This is a genomic window from Ruegeria sp. HKCCA0235A (genome assembly GCF_013033235.1).
Taxonomy (GTDB): Bacteria; Pseudomonadota; Alphaproteobacteria; order Rhodobacterales; family Rhodobacteraceae; genus Ruegeria.
Map to the genome: position 1 here is coordinate 161,751 of NZ_WQDQ01000005.1, position 15,361 is coordinate 177,111.

Consider the following 15,361-nt stretch of genomic DNA (forward strand, 5'->3'; position numbering starts at 1 on the left):
GCGACCGAAATCCACGGCACCTGGTCACTTGCCGATGCCCAGAGGACAGACCTTGCGCGTGGCGGAAATCAACTGCCCTTGGGTCCGGATTTGCGACGTTTTGGAACTGCGTTGCCACCCTTGGCGGATTTGACGGCCGCCGCGCGTGCACGATTCTTCTTGCTGTTTGGCTTGCCCTTTGGCGGCGGCGGACCTTTCGGCGCGTCTCCGGCTGGTTTGGAGCGACCTCTCCTTTGCTCGACACTGCCGGGCTTGCGTTTTTTCGGTTTTGCGCCCGAAGCGCTGAACTGGTTTTTTGCGTCGTCATCCGACGCTCGGCGGGTTTCGGTCGCGGGCACGGTCTGGGCAGGCTGAACCTCGGGCTTGGATTGGCGGCGGCGGGCTTTCCGCTCAGCCGGAGAGTTTTCCGTTTTGTGTCCCGTAGGTCTGCCTTTGAACTTTCTTTTGAGACCAGACCGACCGGTTGACGACAGGTCCAGTGCTTTGTCCAACCGCACAAGGTCCTTGGTTTCTTCGATTTTCATCTCTGGACCAATGGCCGTCAGAAAGCGGTCGACACTTCCCTCACTGATTTCGAAATAAGTTACGTCCTCGGCAATCCGAATGGCACCGATGTCGTCTTTTGTCAGATCGCCCGCCTTGCAGATCATCGGCAGCATATGACGGGGAGACGCATTCTGATTGCGTCCTTCGGACAGTGAAAACCAGACGCCTGGCCCAAAAGATGCGCGCAGCTTTGGGGCGGTCTGATCGACCCCCGACAGCTCTTCCGGGGCGGAATGGCGTAGTTTGTATTGCCTGAGGTAAGCGGCTGCGATTTGTTCGGGCGTGAAGCGAGCAATCAGTTTTTCAACAGACGGGCGCTCGCTTTCCGTGATCTCGACCTGCCAGTCCTCCGATGCCAGCATCCGAGCCTGATCACGCTCGTTCACCTCATCCGCAGACGGGGCCGATCCCCATTCTGCTGTCAGCTTGGCAAATTTCAGAATGCGCTCTGCCTTTTTGCGCGATGATGGCGCGACGATCAGGGCACTGACGCCCTTGCGCCCAGCGCGACCCGTGCGGCCAGACCGGTGCAGCAGTGTTTCATGGCTGTTGGGCAGTTCGGCATGGACCACCAGATCAAGGTTGGGCAGATCGATGCCGCGGGCCGCAACATCGGTTGCGACACAGACCCGGGCCCGTCCATCGCGCATGGCCTGCAACGCGTTGGATCGTTCGCTCTGGGTCAGCTCACCTGACAGGGCCACGACAGAAAACCCCCGGTTCGACAGGCGCGCGGTCAGGCGCGAAACCATCGCTCGGGTGTTGCAGAAAACGATGGCATTGGGGGCCTCGTAATATCGCAGCACATTGATTATCGCGTTTTCACCATCACGCGGCGCCACCGTCATGGCCCGATACTCGATATCCGCATGCTGGGTCAGTTCGCCGACCGTGCTCACACGTTCCGCGTCGCGCTGATACCGCTTGGCCAGATTGGCAATTGCGCTTGGCACAGTGGCAGAAAACAACAAGGTCTGACGATCCGCGGGTGTTTCATCAAGGATGAACTCAAGATCCTCGCGGAACCCCAGATCCAGCATTTCATCCGCTTCGTCCAGGACAACCGCTCGGATAGCTGTCAGATCGATTGAACCTCGATTGATATGGTCGCGAAGTCGTCCCGGAGTGGCCACAACGATATGTGCGCCTCGGGCCAACGCGCGACGTTCATCCCGAATGTCCATGCCCCCGACGCACGAGGCCAGAAACGCTCCCGCTCCGGAATACAACCAGCCAAGTTCCCGTTTTACCTGAAGTGCCAGCTCGCGGGTCGGTGCGACAACCAGCGCCAACGGCGCTTCGGGTTTGCCGAGCGTTTCTTCATCGCCTAGCACCCTGTGCGCTATCGCCAGACCAAACCCAATGGTCTTCCCTGATCCGGTCTGGGCCGAAACCAGCATGTCGCGCCCTTCCAGCTCGGGCTGGGTGACGGCTCGCTGAACTTGGGTCAATGTATCATAGCCCTTGCGCGCTAGCGCATCTGCAATGGTTTGTTTCACGGTGGTGGTTCTTTGTATCGGCCAGGTGATAGGCGCTGTGCGGAATTGCGATCAGCGGATCATCCAAGGGTAAAGACAGCCCCTTATCGGCTGCCATCCCGGTTGTATAGACGGGAAAACGGGCATTTTCGCCGAAAAGCTCCTCATAAGGGAACAACCTGACAGGTCAGACCCTGACGCAACCGCCAGGGCCGGGCCGCGTCAAGCCTAGGTCAACGCGGGAACATAATTCAACATCTTGCCGGCAGCTGCCTGCTGTTGGGCGTCGGAAACATGCACCGGGCACACATAACCGTGCCGATCATTTCGATGACATGACCGTCGTCGATGCGACATGGGTCAAACAAGAGCCCGAGCGGGATCGTTCCTGATCTTGTTGGCCCAATCTCAGGCCCCTGTTGCCCGATGAAGTACTCTGCCACGGGTCAAGCCATTCACTTTTTCGATGATGGCATCGGCATCAATACAGTGGTGGCGATAGAGATCACCGATCGTTCCTGTCTGGCCAAAATGTTCGACCCCCATCGGAATGGTCTGATGACCGCGCACAGCGCCCAGCCACGACAATGTTGCAGGATGCCCGTCAATCACGGTGACCAGATTGCAGTGCGCTGGCAGACCAGACATCAGGGTTTCGATATGGGATAGTGCGGCGGGGTTGCCGCGCGACCGCGCGCGTTGTGCAGCCGTCCAACCGGCATTCAGCCGATCCGCGGACGTCACGGCCAAAACGCCGATATCGCGACGGCCCTCGCCGATCATACCGGCGGCCTTGATCGCCTCGGGCGCGACGGCACCTTGATAGGCGATTACAACTTCGCAATTGGGCCCCGGTTTTCGCAACCAATAGGCCCCGTCAATGGCACCCTGCCGAAACTGGTCATCCACGCGTTTGCCCGGCTGCTCAATCGGGTTGGTCGTCAGACGCAGATAGACGGAACCGCCGGTTTCATCGCGCAGCCATGTGCGCTCGTCCGGTTGTCCTTCACCGTCGCGTTGCAGATAGTCGAAGGCCCATTCCATGATCACCGCCAGTTCATCAGCAAAGGCGGGTTCAAATGCAGCCAGCCCGTCCTGGCTCATGCCGATCAGGGGGGTACCAACGGATTGATGCGCTCCGCCTTCTGGCGCCAGTGTCACGCCCGACGGCGTACCAACGAGAATAAAGCGTGCATCCTGATAGCAGGCATAGTTCAGCGCATCGAGGCCGCGACTGACAAAGGGGTCATAGACGGTGCCGATCGGGATCAACCGTTTGCCAAACAGGGAATGCGACAGACCCGCCGCTCCCAGAAGCAGCATCAGGTTCATTTCGGCGATCCCAAGCTCGATATGCTGCCCTTCCGGCGTGAATTCCCATTTCGCCGTCGAAGGGATCCGATGTTCTATGAAGGCATCGGCTTGCGTGGATCGGGCAAACAGCTTGCGCCTGTTCACCCAAGGCCCCAGGTTCGTCGTGCCGGTGACATCCGGAGAGGTTGTCACGATGCGTTCGGTCAACGGGCCATCACCTTTTGACAGATCGTCAAGGATCTTGCCAAACGCCATCTGGGTCGAGATTTCACGGCTGGTGTCGACCTCGATCCTTGGCACGTCCAGCTTGTCATCGAAATAGCGGCGCGGACCCTTGGCAAAGAACGGTGCCCTGGCCAGAAAATCCTTGAATGCGGCGGGGTCCTGTACTGTCGCAAGCGGCTCCCATTCCTCGCCGTCTGGCACGCCCATATGCGACTGCCACGCGGCGAACTGGCTGTTGTTCATCAGCCCGCCGTGATTGTCCTTGTGACCTGCGATGGGGGTGCCCCACCCTTTGACGGTGTAGGCCAGGAAACAGGTCGGGCGATCATGATCGATGGCGGCAAATGTCCGGGCCATGGTCTCGACGCAATTGCCGCCAAGATTTTCCATCAGCGCCGCCAGCTCTGCGTCCGTCCGCCGTTCGATCAGGGCGGTCACATCCCCCTGATCCCCCAGATCGTCCATCAGGCGCTGCCGCCAGACTGCGCCCCCCATGAAGGTCAAAGCCGAATAATCCTGATTGGGGCACGCATCGATCCAGTCGCGCAGGCGATCGCCACCCGGTTCTTCAAAGGCCGCGCGTTGCAGAACCCCATATTTCACGCGCACGACATCCCAACCGAACACATCGAAGATCTTTTCAATCCGTTCGAATAGCCTTTCGCGGACGATGCCATCCAGGGATTGCCGGTTGTAATCGATGATCCACCACGTTTTTCGTAGGTCGTTCTTCCAGCCTTCCTGCAAAGCCTCGTACACATTGCCTTCGTCCAGTTCGGCGTCGCCTACAAGGGCCACCATCCGCCCCATCGGAGCATCCGAGCCCCAGCTTTTGGCCTTGATGTAATCCTGAATGATCGAGGCAAACGAGGTGATCGCGACACCCAATCCCACAGACCCGGTGGAAAAATCAACGTCGTCGATATCCTTGGTCCGGCTGGGATAACTTTGCACACCGCCAAAACCACGGAAATTTTCCATCTTCTCGCGCGTTTGATTGCCCATGAGATACTGCATCGCATGGAAAACCGGCGAGGCATGGGGTTTGACAGCCACCCGGTCTTCAGGGCGCAGGGCCGAAAAATAGAGCGCGGTCATGATCGACACCATCGAAGCAGACGACGCCTGATGGCCACCAACCTTGATCCCATCCACCTTTGGCCGGATGTGGTTGGCATGGTGGATCATCCAATGCGACAACCATAACAGACGTTGTTCAACGATCTTCAACTGGGTGGGATCAATGTGCATGGCGGTCTCCGGGTTCAGGCGGCGCTGCGGGCAGGATACGGCAAAGCTTGCTCCAGGTCTGCGAGGATATCTTCGACATCCTCAAGCCCGACGGACAAACGGATCAAACCATCGCTGATCCCATGCTCGGCCCGTTCTTCCGGGGTATAGGTCGAATGAGTCATGGATGCAGGGTGCTGGATCAGCGTTTCGGCATCGCCCAAGGACACCGCGCGCTGGATCATGTTCAGACGATTCATGAATTCGATCCCACCGGACAGGCCGGACTTGATCTCGAACGCGATCATGGCGCCGGGTTGGGACATTTGCCGCTGCGCGACATCATGCTGGGCAAAGCTTTTCAGCCCGGGGAAGTAAACCTCGCCGACGGCGGGATGGGCCTCGAGGAAATCAGCGACGATCCTGGCTGACGCGCAATGACGATCCAGACGCAGGTTCAGTGTTTTCAGGCCACGCAGGATCAGCATCGCGTTGAAAGGGGCCATGACCGCACCGGTCATATCCTTCATTCCGACCAGGCGGATTTCGGCGATCTGTTCGGCGGTGCCGACAACCAGACCAGCGACCACGTCGCCATGACCGCCGAGATACTTGGTGGCAGAATGCAGAACGATATCCGCCCCGTGCTCGATCGGGCTGGTCAGATAGGGGCTGGCATAGGTGTTGTCGACGACAACCGTTGCTCCGACCGAATGCGCAATTTCGGCGCTGGCGGCGATGTCCACCAAGCGCATGTTCGGATTGGCCGGAGTTTCGAAATAGACAACGCGGGTTTTGTCAGAAACGGCCGCTTTCAGGTTCTCTGGGTCTGTCATGTCGACATGGGTGATCGTGACCCCCCATTTTGCCAGTCCGTGGCGCATGAAGGCGAAGGTGCAGCCATAGAGCGTTTTGTCCACGATGACTTCGTCCCCCGGCGACAGCAGGGTCCAAAGCACTGCCGTGATCGCCCCCATGCCGCTGGAAAGGGCCAGTCCGGCCTCGGCCCCTTCAAGCACGGCAATGCGTTGTTCCAGAAGGTCACATGTGGGGTTCGAAATACGGCTGTAGATATGACCTGCGCGTTCACCGGCAAACATCTCTCCACCGGCCTCTGCGGTTTCAAAGGCAAACGTGGACGTCAAATGCAGCGGTGGGGTAAGGGCGCCGTCATTTTCCAAAGGGTTGTAAGCGTGGTGAATGGCGCGGGTGGCAAATCCGGTTGAACGAGTCATTGCAAGCTCCTGTTTCAAGCTGGCGACAGTTTGCACCTTTACTTTGGGCTTTTGCTTGCAAATAATACCAAGACCGCGATCCATATTGGCAGATTCTGCCAAGTTTAAGGTTGAAATGGACGAAAAAGACAGACAGATCATTCGGGCGTTGCAAAAGGACGGGCGCATGACGAACCAGGACCTTGCCGACGAGGTGAACCTGTCTCCGTCGCCCTGTCTGCGCCGGGTCAAGAACCTCGAAGCGCGCGGGATCATAAAGGGTTACAGCGCAGATGTGGACGCCACCGCATACGGCATAGGCATTACCGTTTTTGTGCGGATCCGATTGGAGCGGCACAATGAAACGGACGTTCAGAATTTCGAAAAACGCGTTCGGATGATCGACGAAGTTCTTGAATGCCACGTGCTGACCGGGGCGATGGACTACCAATTGCGGGTGTTGGTATCGGATCTCGAGGCATATGAAGAATTCATTCGAAACAGAATTCATCCGATCGGTGGGATTGCTTCGATCGACACCAGCTTTGTTTATGGAACGGTAAAGAAGACCGCCGTTTTTCCACCCTGATGGAACGCCCGGCCAATCTGCAAACTCAGGTTGAGGTGCATGTTCAACGGGCGCTGGGATCAGGAGTCACAGCCAACAGATGACGATGGCGACGCGGACGAGAAGACCATTGAGCCTCGGTTGCACAGGATTGCGACGCGCCGCCAGCCCTTGATCCTGTCGAACAAGATCTTGACGCGATTGCGCCGCTTGGCGTGCTTTGCAGGCAACCAGCACTGTTTGCGACCCTGGTTTCTGGCACGTATCCCGAAGATCAGACATGTTCACCGCTCGTTTTTTTCGAACCGTGAACACGCTGACCTGCCAAGTTCAATGGGTTCCGGGCCTAGTAGGCGACCATCGTCAAAAGCTCATATTCCGCAACCATTTCATCATCCTGCTGGGTCAGGGTGACATGCCAGCGGACTTCGCCGTATTCCTCGTTCCGTTTGGTCTTGGCCTTGACCGTCAACCGCACCTTGATGGTATCACCCGCCTCGACGGGCTTCATGAATCGCAACCCGTCAAGACCGGTGTTTGCCAGAACTGGGCCTTCGTTCGGTTCAACAAACAATCCGGCTGCAAATGACAAAAGCAGATACCCATGGGCCACACGGCCCGGGAAGAACGGGTTCCGTTCGGCCGCTGCCTGATCCATATGCGCATAGAACGTATCGCCGGTGAAATTGGCAAAGTGTTCGATGTCTTCCATCGTGATTGTACGGGGCGCCGTGTGGAGGGTCTCGCCAATCGCCAACTCGTGAAACCGGCGCGTGAACGGATGGGCTGGCCCTTCGACCTCGGTCGCGCCGGGAACCCATTTGTTCCCGATCGCGGTCAGCAGATCGGGCGACCCCTGAATGGCAGTCCTCTGCATGTAATGCTTCACGCCACGCACACCGCCCATCTCCTCGCCGCCACCAGCGCGTCCGGGGCCGCCGTGAACCATATGCGGCAGCGGAGAACCGTGGCCGGTGGATTCCTTCATCGAGTCGCGATTGTTGAAATACAGCCGCCCGTGATAGGCCCCGGCCCCCAGGGCAACGTGCCGTGCCACATCCGCGTCACGGGTTATGACCGACGCCACCAGCGACCCCTGCCCGCGATTTGCCAGTTCGATCGCATGGTCAAGATCGCGATACCCCATCACCGTGCTAACCGGGCCAAAAGCCTCGGTGTCATGGACGCGTCGGGCCGCATCCGGATTGGCACAGTGATACAACATCGGCGGCAGGAACGCGCCTTTTTCGGCATCCGCTCCATCAACCTCAAAATCGTCAGGGTCGCCGAAAACGCGCTCGGCTTCCTGCCCAATGATTGCCGCCTTTTCCAGAACATCGCGTTTCTGACCGTTCGAGACCAGCGCACCCATGCGTGTGGTTTCCAGCCTTGGGTCGCCGATGACCGTTTTTGCCAACCGCTCGGACAGAGCTTCGATCACCGCCTGCACCTGAGGCTCTGGGGCAATGATCCGGCGGATCGCCGTACATTTCTGCCCGGCCTTCGTGGTCATCTCGCGCTGGACTTCTTTGACAAAAAGATCGAATTCCGGCGTTCCGGGCTCGGCATCAGGGCCCAGGATGGAGCAGTTCAGACTGTCCTGCTCGGCCACGAAACGAACTGAATTCTCCAGAATCACCGGGTTGGAACGCAGTTTCGACGCCGTTTCCGCAGATCCGGTGAAACTGACCACGTCCTGCATGGTCAGACGGTCCAGCATATCGCCCAGACCACCCGAAACCAGCTGCAACGCGCCAGCAGGCAAAATGCCGGAATCCAGCATCAGCCGGACGCATAGTTCGGTGACGTAGCACGAGTTCGTTGCTGGCTTTACGATGGCCGGAACGCCTGCCAGAAGGGTTGGAGCCAGCTTTTCCAGCATCCCCCAGACAGGAAAGTTGAACGCGTTGATGTGAACTGCCACCCCGTGCAACGGGGTACAGATGTGCTGCCCCAGGAAGGTGCCATTGCGCGACAACTGCTCGACCTCACCGTCCAGATAGACATGTCCGTCCGGCATCTCGCGGCGACCTTTCGAAGCGAAGACGAACATCGTGCCGATACCACCGTCTATGTCGATCAAGTGGTCGGACTGGGTCGCACCTGTGCTGAAAGACAGGTCATACATTTCCTGTTTGTGCTGACCCAAATGAACGGACAACGCCTTGAGCATCTTGGCCCGCTGGTGGAACGTCATCTGCCGCAGCGCCGGCCCGCCGACATTGCGCGCATAGTCCAGCATCCCCTGCACATCCAACGCGCTGTTGCCGGCCGTGGCGATCACCTCGCCGGTGACCGCGCTTGTAATATTACGGGCACCCGCACCGGGCGAAACCCATTCACCGGCCGCGAAGCTGGAAATCTGTTGGATTGTCATGAGCGTCTCCTCATTTGTTGTGTGAACTTCGCGCGGCCATATGCCCGTCTCACGAAATCATAATATAAACCGATCGGTCGGTCAATAAATTGGCGAATTGGCAACCCAAACCGAACATCTCAGACTTGAGCTGGCAGTCGCGCGAAACCCCGAAACCGGATGCGGCCGCCCCGTTCGGCACCGTCAGTGATGCGATAGGTCGGGAATCGCGCAAGAAACCGTCCGACGGCCACGCGACCCTCCATACGCGCCAGGGTCAGGCCGACGCAGGTATGGGGACCTCCGGCAAACGCGTGATGCTTGTTGGGACGTCGATCCAATACAACCTCATCAGGTTGTTCAAACTGCCGCGGATCGCGATTGGCCGCGCCGATACACAGGTGAATGTCCGTACCTGCCGGAATGGTCTGACCGTGGAACGTTATATCTTCGGTGGTCAGACGATTGCCAAACTGATTTGGGCTTTCCAGCCGCAGAAACTCGTCCACTGCCGTGTTGATCAGATCCGGATTGGCCAGAAGCTCGGCCCGTTTGTCGCGGTGCCGTTCCAACAGTTCCAATGCGTTGCCGATCAGGTTGGTGGTGGTCTCGTGCCCTGCATTCAGAATGAAGATACAGTTCTGGTACAGCTCGACCTCGGTCAAGCCACCATCGGTGTCATCCTGCATCAAACGTGTCAGGACATCCGTCGCAGGATCTCCGGGGTTGGCCCGGCGATCTTCGATGACATGCCGAAGATAGTCCTTGAAATCAGATACCGACCGGTTGCCCCACTCTTCCTGCTCGGGCGTCAATTGGGGTTCCAAAGCGCCCAGAATAGCCAAAGACCAATCCCGCAAAGGGCCACGTTCCGATCTGGGAATGCCAAGCAGGTTGCCGATGATCTCGATCGGGATGGCACCGGCGAAATCCTCGATCAACTCTACCGAGCCCTTGGCCTGCATCTCGTCCAGCAGCCCATCGACAAGTTGAATCAGGCCCGGTTCCATCTGCGCCAGCGCCCGTGGGTTCATCGCACCGACCATGACCTTGCGGACGCGGGTATGCAGAGGCGGATCATTGAACACAAGGCTGGTGGTATGGTGTTCGTACAGCGGGCTGTCGATACCGTATTTGGGGCCGAAAACCGCCTTTTTATCCGATATGAAACGCTCGGTATCCCGGTACACCAGATCCAGGTCGTCATACCGCGACAGGACCACCGAACCATCGGGCTGCCAGCAGACGGGCGTGTCTTCGCGCAACGCGGCGTAGGTTGGATAGGGATTCGTATGAAACCCGTCCGGAAGCGCAGTCAAAGAGAACATCAGTGACCCATCGCTCCCATTTGTTCGGGAAGGACCAGAACCAGCCAAGGCACCAGAACGATTAGAGCCAGACGGAAGATGTCTGCCACCCAGAACGGTGTGACCCCCTTGAAGATTGTTCCGGTCGATACGTCCCCGACCACGCCTTTCAGAATGAACACGTTCAGACCCACGGGCGGCGTGATCAAACTGATCTCGGTCACGACGACGACAACGATGCCGAACCAGATCGGATCATATCCCAATGACGTGACCAGTGGGAAAAAGATCGGAACCGTCAGCAACAGCATCGACAGCGATTCAAAGACGCATCCCAGAATGATGTAGATCCCGAGGATCATCAGGATCACGACGAAGGGCTCCACCTCATATGCGGTGACCAAGGCGATCAACGCTTCGGGCAGACCGGCCAGGTTGATGAAGTTCGAAAAGATCTGCGCGCCGATCAGAACCGAGAACAGCGCCGCGGCGGTGAAACTGGTTTCCTTCAGCACTTCAAAGGTCGACCCAAGGGTCAGCCCGCCGCGCGACAATGCGATCAGGAATGCCCCCATGGCGCCCATACCGGCGGCTTCGGTCGGGCTGAAGGTCAGGTTCAGAGGATAGAAATCGAACGCTCCGTACAAGCCGCCGATCACCAGGAAGAACAAAAGCAACACCGCCCAGACCGAGCGCAGGGCCGACAGGCGTTCGCCCCAGCCGTGGCGTTCACCGGCGGGGCCGGCCTCGGGCCTGCGCCAAACGGTCCAGCGCACCGCGAACAGATAGAAGAGGATGCCAAGTACACCGGGGATGATGCCCGCAACGAAGAGTTTGCCGATCGATGTTTCGGTCAGCAGGCCGTAGATCACCAAAATGACCGACGGTGGGATCAGGATACCCAGCGTGCCCCCCGCTGCAATCGACGCGGTCGACAGCTCATCCGAGTAGCGGTACCGGCGCATCTCGGGCATCGCGACTTTGGACATGGTCGCAGCCGTTGCCAGCGAGGAACCGCAAATGGCCGAAAAGCCGCCGCACGCGGCAACCGTCGCCATGGCGATACCACCTCGGAAGTGGCCCAGGAAGGCGTTTGAAACCGCGTATAACTCGCGCGCGAGCCCGCCCTTGTTCACGAACAGGCCCATGAGGATGAACAGTGGAACGACCGAAAGGCCATAGTCCTGTGCCGTGTCCGTAATCTGGCGACCCACCATCGACATGGCGGCCTTCAGCCCGCGCTCGGACAGGATGCTGCCACCGCGTTCATATGCGAACCCAAGCGTCCCCACGAGGCCCATCGCAAACACGATGGGCAAACGTACCAACACAAGAACCAAGACAAGGGCGAAACCGATCAGTGCGGCAGTCATCAGGCGTGCTCCGACAAGGTTTGGGGGGCAAAAATGTGCAAAAGACCGGTGATGACCATCGCAACGGCCGTTATTGCGGTGAAGGCGGCGATGAACCAGCCGACATAGAAGACGGGGATCGACAGGTATTCGGTGACGTCCCCGTAATCCCTTGCACGTTCAGCCAGAACCCAAACGCGCTGAATCGGCCAGATCAGCATGATGCCGGACACCAGATAGACAATTGCATCGCGCGCCCTGCTCAGCCGCAGGCGGGAAAAAATTCCATCGGTCAGATCAACGGCGATTTGCCCTTTCCCGGCCGAAATCATCGGCAGAACCGAGAACACAAGGATCGCCATCAGAATCCGCGTCAGTTCGGTTGCCGCCTCGATCGGAGCATTGAAGACTGAGCGCAGGATGACGTCAAAAAAGGTCATCACCATCAGGATGAACAGCGCCACACAGGCCAGCACCGTCGGAATGATACTGACGCGACGCGCGAAGGTCACGATAGATTGCATGATTGGCCCCCAACGGGTGAAGATGGCTGGCGGGTCAACCCCGCCAGCCCGGCTGCGTTACTGGGCAGCCATTTCGTTAACGATCATGTCATAAGCGGCTTGCGCATCAACACCGGTGCCATTGACCTCTTCGATGACCTTGGCGCGCACATCGGCAGCGATCGCATTGAACTTTTCCAGATCTTCAGCAGAGGCTGCATTGATCGCGTTGCCCTCGGTCTGTTCGGTCGCCTCACGGCCGATCGCGTCGATCTCATCCCAGATTTTACCGATTTCGCGGCTCAGCGGTTCGCCGAAGACCTTTTCTTCCAAAGCGGCCTGCACATCGGCGGGAAGATCCGCAAAAGTGTCTTCGTTCATGATGAACGCAAATGACCCGCGATACAGGCCACCCGGAACTTCATATACGTTTTGCGCCACTTCCGTCAGTTTGAAACCCTTGCGGGATTCAAATGGCATGACCACGCCATCAGCAGCTTTCGACGCGAGTGTCTCGTATACTTTCGGCGCGGGAACCTGGATTCCGGTTGCGCCCAGCGCGGTGCCGACATCTCCGCCGACACCACCCGGGATACGGACTTTGAGGCCCGATACCTCGTCGAGCCTGGTCACCGGGCTGCTGGAATGAAGCTGTGCCGGGCCATGGGTGTGCAGGGCGATCACTTTCACACCGCGATGTTCGTCCGCTGCCTTGAGATACTTGTCGTATGTACGCCAATACGCGACCGAGGCCGCTTCGGCCGAGCCCTCATATCCGGGCAGCTCAATCATCTTGGTGGTGACGAAACGACCGGGCTGGTATCCGTGGAAGATGATCGACGCATCCGCCGCGCCATCCATGATAAGGTCCATCTGCGCCGGCGGCGGGGCAATTCCCAGCTTCAGTTCAGCAGTGACTTTGCCGTCGGTGGCTTCTTCGACCATTTCCACGAATTTCGGCCACATCTTCGCGTTGATGCCGTGGGTCGGCGGTGCCCAGCTGGAAATCGTCAGCGTATAATCCGCCGCCAGCGCCACTGTGCCCGAAACGGCCAGTGCGGCCGAGGCCAAAAGAGTGCTCAACTTGGTGAACTTCATGGTTTTGTCTCCTCCCTGTGAAACATGACTCGAGAATGCGTTAATGGTCACTTTTGTAACCATCAACATGTTAATTGTTTTCCAATTGGCCCGCGAGGCGCCACGAACCTGGACTTTCTTTCGCTACGGTTAGCATATTTGCGGCGCACCGGCTGATGCCGATTTCGTTGCAATAGTTCATCGGTCCTCCTCTCCAGCGAGGAAAGCCGTAACCATGGATTTGAACCATATCGACAGCTTCGGCGTTTTCCGCGATCCCCTCTTCAATGATCAAAGCGCCCTCGTTGGCCAAGACCGCCAGCAACCGCGAACAGATTTCCTCGTCCGAAAAATCCCTGCGGGTGATGCCCTGCTGGTCGGAATAAGCTTCGATCAATGCCTCAACTTCGGAATCCCGAACCGGATCGCGACTGCCCTCTTCGTAGCGGTACCACCCTTTGCCGACACGCTGGCCGAAACGCTCGCGCTGACAAAGCTGGTCCGCGATGGTGACATAACGTTCGTTCGGGTCGCGGTTGGCGGCATTGCGTTTGCGGTTTGCCCAGGCAATTTGAAGACCGGTCAGATCCTGAAGCTCGTAAGGCCCCATGGGCATCCCGAACGCCCGCATTGCACGGTCCACCTGATAGGGAAGCGCCCCATCTGCCAGCAGATAATCGGCCGCGCGCCGATAGGCGGCCAACATGCGGTTGCCAATGAACCCATCGCAGATACCCGACAGCACCGAAACCTTGCGAAGCTTTTTACCAAGCGCGACCGCGGTTGCGACAACTTCAGCAGACGTTTGCGGAGCTACCACGACCTCGAGCAATTTCATGACATGGGCCGGGCTAAAGAAATGCAGCCCGATGCATCGGGCCTGATTGCCGACGCCCGCGAAAATCTCGCGCGGGTCCAGGTAGGATGTGTTCGTTGCCAAAATCGCATCGCTGCTCATATGTCTGGCCAGCTCGTCAAATACCTGCTGCTTGACGGACAGGTCTTCAAAGACGGCCTCGATCGCCAGTTCGGCATCCGCAGCGTCTGCATAACTGTTCACCGCACGAAACGCAGCAAGGCGATCCCGAAGCTGCGCCTCGGACATCTTGCCTCTCTTGACCGCGCCTTGCAGCAGACCCTCGACCCGATTGCGCGCTGCGGCCGCGGCGTCGGCGTCTCGCTCGATCAACGTCACGGACAGCCCGCCGTTCAGGGCCGCTGTTGCGATCCCTGCCCCCATCAACCCACCTCCGACAACGGCGATCCGTGTTATGTCACGGGCGGCCACACCTTTGATCAAAGAAGGTTTGGACACGGCCCGTTCAGCAAAAAACGCGTAGCGCAAAGCGCGGCTTTCCGGGCTTTGGCGCAACTCCAGATGGCGCGCGCGCTCTTTCGGTTGTGCGGTGGCAAATGGCTCAACCGACCAACCAAGCGCCGTCAGGTTTTCCAATGGCGATTTCTGACCCTTGGCGCGTTTTTTCAAAGCCTCGCGGCTCGCCTCCAACAGATCCGGCGCAAATTCCGCCACAGCACGCTGGCTGACAGGTATTGGGCGTTCGGGCAGGTCGGTAACCAATTCCAGAGCAGCAGCCTTGGGGTCTTCGGCGACGCGGTCGACGCCGCCAAGCTCGGCCAGTGTCTCTGCCTTGAGAATTTTGCCCGAACAGGCCACGTCAATTGCAGCCTGCATCCCGACCAGACGCGGCAATCGTTGTGTGCCCCCTGCCCCGGGGATCAAACCCACATTGACTTCCGGCAGGCCAAATCCCGTTCCCGGCGCCGCGATCCGCCATGCACAGGCCATAGCGATTTCGAACCCGCCACCCAGCACGTTGCCATGCATGCAGGCTATGAACGGAACCTCGCTGTCTTCGATTTTCTGAACAACGTCGGGCAAGTGCGGCTCGACCGGCGGCGCATCGAATTCGGACATGTCGCCGCCTGCGACAAAAGTTTTTCCGGCGCAACACAGCACCGCCACACGCGCGCCCTTGACCGCATCAACCGCGTCAGACAGCCCTTGCCGAACACCTGTCGACGTCGCGTTTACCGGCGGGTTGTCAACGGTGACCCACGCCACGTCGCCCTCAAATTCAACGCTCACCAGCGACGACTGCGACATTTGCAATCCCTTTGATCGGTTCAGATTCGGTTCGGGTTTATATATTGACCAACCGTTCGGTTAATG

At 58.6% G+C, this 15,361-nt stretch carries 10 protein-coding genes; 1 reads left to right on the plus strand and 9 read right to left on the minus strand.

Annotated elements, in window-relative coordinates; genetic code table 11:
• Nucleotides 1–68: 68 nt before the first annotated feature.
• From GOW56_RS10675 to GOW56_RS10685, 3 genes are all read right to left on the minus strand, one after another.
• The gene (locus GOW56_RS10675) at nt 69–2,045 is read right to left on the minus strand and encodes a DEAD/DEAH box helicase (RefSeq protein ID WP_171205852.1); all 1,977 of its coding nucleotides are present in this window, start codon (nt 2,043–2,045) and stop codon (nt 69–71) included.
• Between the two features lie 387 nt (nt 2,046–2,432).
• Nucleotides 2,433–4,814 (minus strand): 1-deoxy-D-xylulose-5-phosphate synthase N-terminal domain-containing protein, encoded by a 2,382-nt coding sequence (locus tag GOW56_RS10680; RefSeq protein ID WP_171205853.1) that lies wholly within the window; start codon nt 4,812–4,814, stop codon nt 2,433–2,435.
• A gap of 14 nt (nt 4,815–4,828) precedes the next feature.
• Nucleotides 4,829–6,028 (minus strand): methionine gamma-lyase, encoded by a 1,200-nt coding sequence (locus GOW56_RS10685; RefSeq protein ID WP_171205854.1) that lies wholly within the window; start codon nt 6,026–6,028, stop codon nt 4,829–4,831.
• Between the two features lie 115 nt (nt 6,029–6,143).
• Between GOW56_RS10685 and GOW56_RS10690 the strand changes: the two genes are divergently transcribed.
• Nucleotides 6,144–6,596 (plus strand): Lrp/AsnC family transcriptional regulator, encoded by a 453-nt coding sequence (locus tag GOW56_RS10690; protein WP_152460567.1) that lies wholly within the window; start codon nt 6,144–6,146, stop codon nt 6,594–6,596.
• A 325-nt stretch (nt 6,597–6,921) separates the two neighbouring features.
• On the opposite strand, the gene paaZ is transcribed toward GOW56_RS10690, so the two are convergent.
• From paaZ to GOW56_RS10720, 6 genes are all read right to left on the minus strand, one after another.
• Nucleotides 6,922–8,952, minus strand: coding sequence for a phenylacetic acid degradation bifunctional protein PaaZ (gene paaZ, locus GOW56_RS10695; RefSeq protein WP_171170030.1), 2,031 nt, complete (start codon nt 8,950–8,952; stop codon nt 6,922–6,924).
• A gap of 119 nt (nt 8,953–9,071) precedes the next feature.
• Nucleotides 9,072–10,259, minus strand: a complete 1,188-nt coding sequence (locus tag GOW56_RS10700; protein ID WP_171205855.1) for a cytochrome P450 — start codon at nt 10,257–10,259, stop codon at nt 9,072–9,074.
• Complete coding sequence (locus GOW56_RS10705) at nt 10,259–11,611, minus strand: TRAP transporter large permease (RefSeq protein WP_171118134.1); 1,353 nt, start codon at nt 11,609–11,611, stop codon at nt 10,259–10,261. The genes GOW56_RS10700 and GOW56_RS10705 overlap by 1 nt, the downstream gene beginning before the upstream one ends.
• Nucleotides 11,611–12,114, minus strand: coding sequence for a TRAP transporter small permease (locus GOW56_RS10710; RefSeq protein WP_152460571.1), 504 nt, complete (start codon nt 12,112–12,114; stop codon nt 11,611–11,613). Before GOW56_RS10710 ends, GOW56_RS10705 begins: the two co-directional genes overlap by 1 nt.
• A gap of 57 nt (nt 12,115–12,171) precedes the next feature.
• Nucleotides 12,172–13,191 (minus strand): TRAP transporter substrate-binding protein, encoded by a 1,020-nt coding sequence (locus GOW56_RS10715; protein ID WP_171205856.1) that lies wholly within the window; start codon nt 13,189–13,191, stop codon nt 12,172–12,174.
• A 70-nt stretch (nt 13,192–13,261) separates the two neighbouring features.
• Nucleotides 13,262–15,295: an FAD-dependent oxidoreductase gene (locus tag GOW56_RS10720; protein ID WP_171205857.1), complete on the minus strand. Its 2,034-nt coding sequence runs from the start codon at nt 15,293–15,295 to the stop codon at nt 13,262–13,264.
• Between the last annotated feature and the right edge of the window lie 66 nt (nt 15,296–15,361).

Coding starts and splice junctions, on each gene's coding strand:
- GOW56_RS10680 (WP_171205853.1), bottom strand. CDS start 4,814: ATGCACATTGATCCCACCCAGTTGAAGATCGTTGAACAACGTCTGTTA.
- GOW56_RS10685 (WP_171205854.1), bottom strand. CDS start 6,028: ATGACTCGTTCAACCGGATTTGCCACCCGCGCCATTCACCACGCTTAC.
- GOW56_RS10690 (WP_152460567.1), top strand. CDS start 6,144: ATGGACGAAAAAGACAGACAGATCATTCGGGCGTTGCAAAAGGACGGG.
- paaZ (WP_171170030.1), bottom strand. CDS start 8,952: ATGACAATCCAACAGATTTCCAGCTTCGCGGCCGGTGAATGGGTTTCG.
- GOW56_RS10700 (WP_171205855.1), bottom strand. CDS start 10,259: ATGTTCTCTTTGACTGCGCTTCCGGACGGGTTTCATACGAATCCCTAT.
- GOW56_RS10705 (WP_171118134.1), bottom strand. CDS start 11,611: ATGACTGCCGCACTGATCGGTTTCGCCCTTGTCTTGGTTCTTGTGTTG.
- GOW56_RS10710 (WP_152460571.1), bottom strand. CDS start 12,114: ATGCAATCTATCGTGACCTTCGCGCGTCGCGTCAGTATCATTCCGACG.
- GOW56_RS10715 (WP_171205856.1), bottom strand. CDS start 13,191: ATGAAGTTCACCAAGTTGAGCACTCTTTTGGCCTCGGCCGCACTGGCC.
- GOW56_RS10720 (WP_171205857.1), bottom strand. CDS start 15,295: ATGTCGCAGTCGTCGCTGGTGAGCGTTGAATTTGAGGGCGACGTGGCG.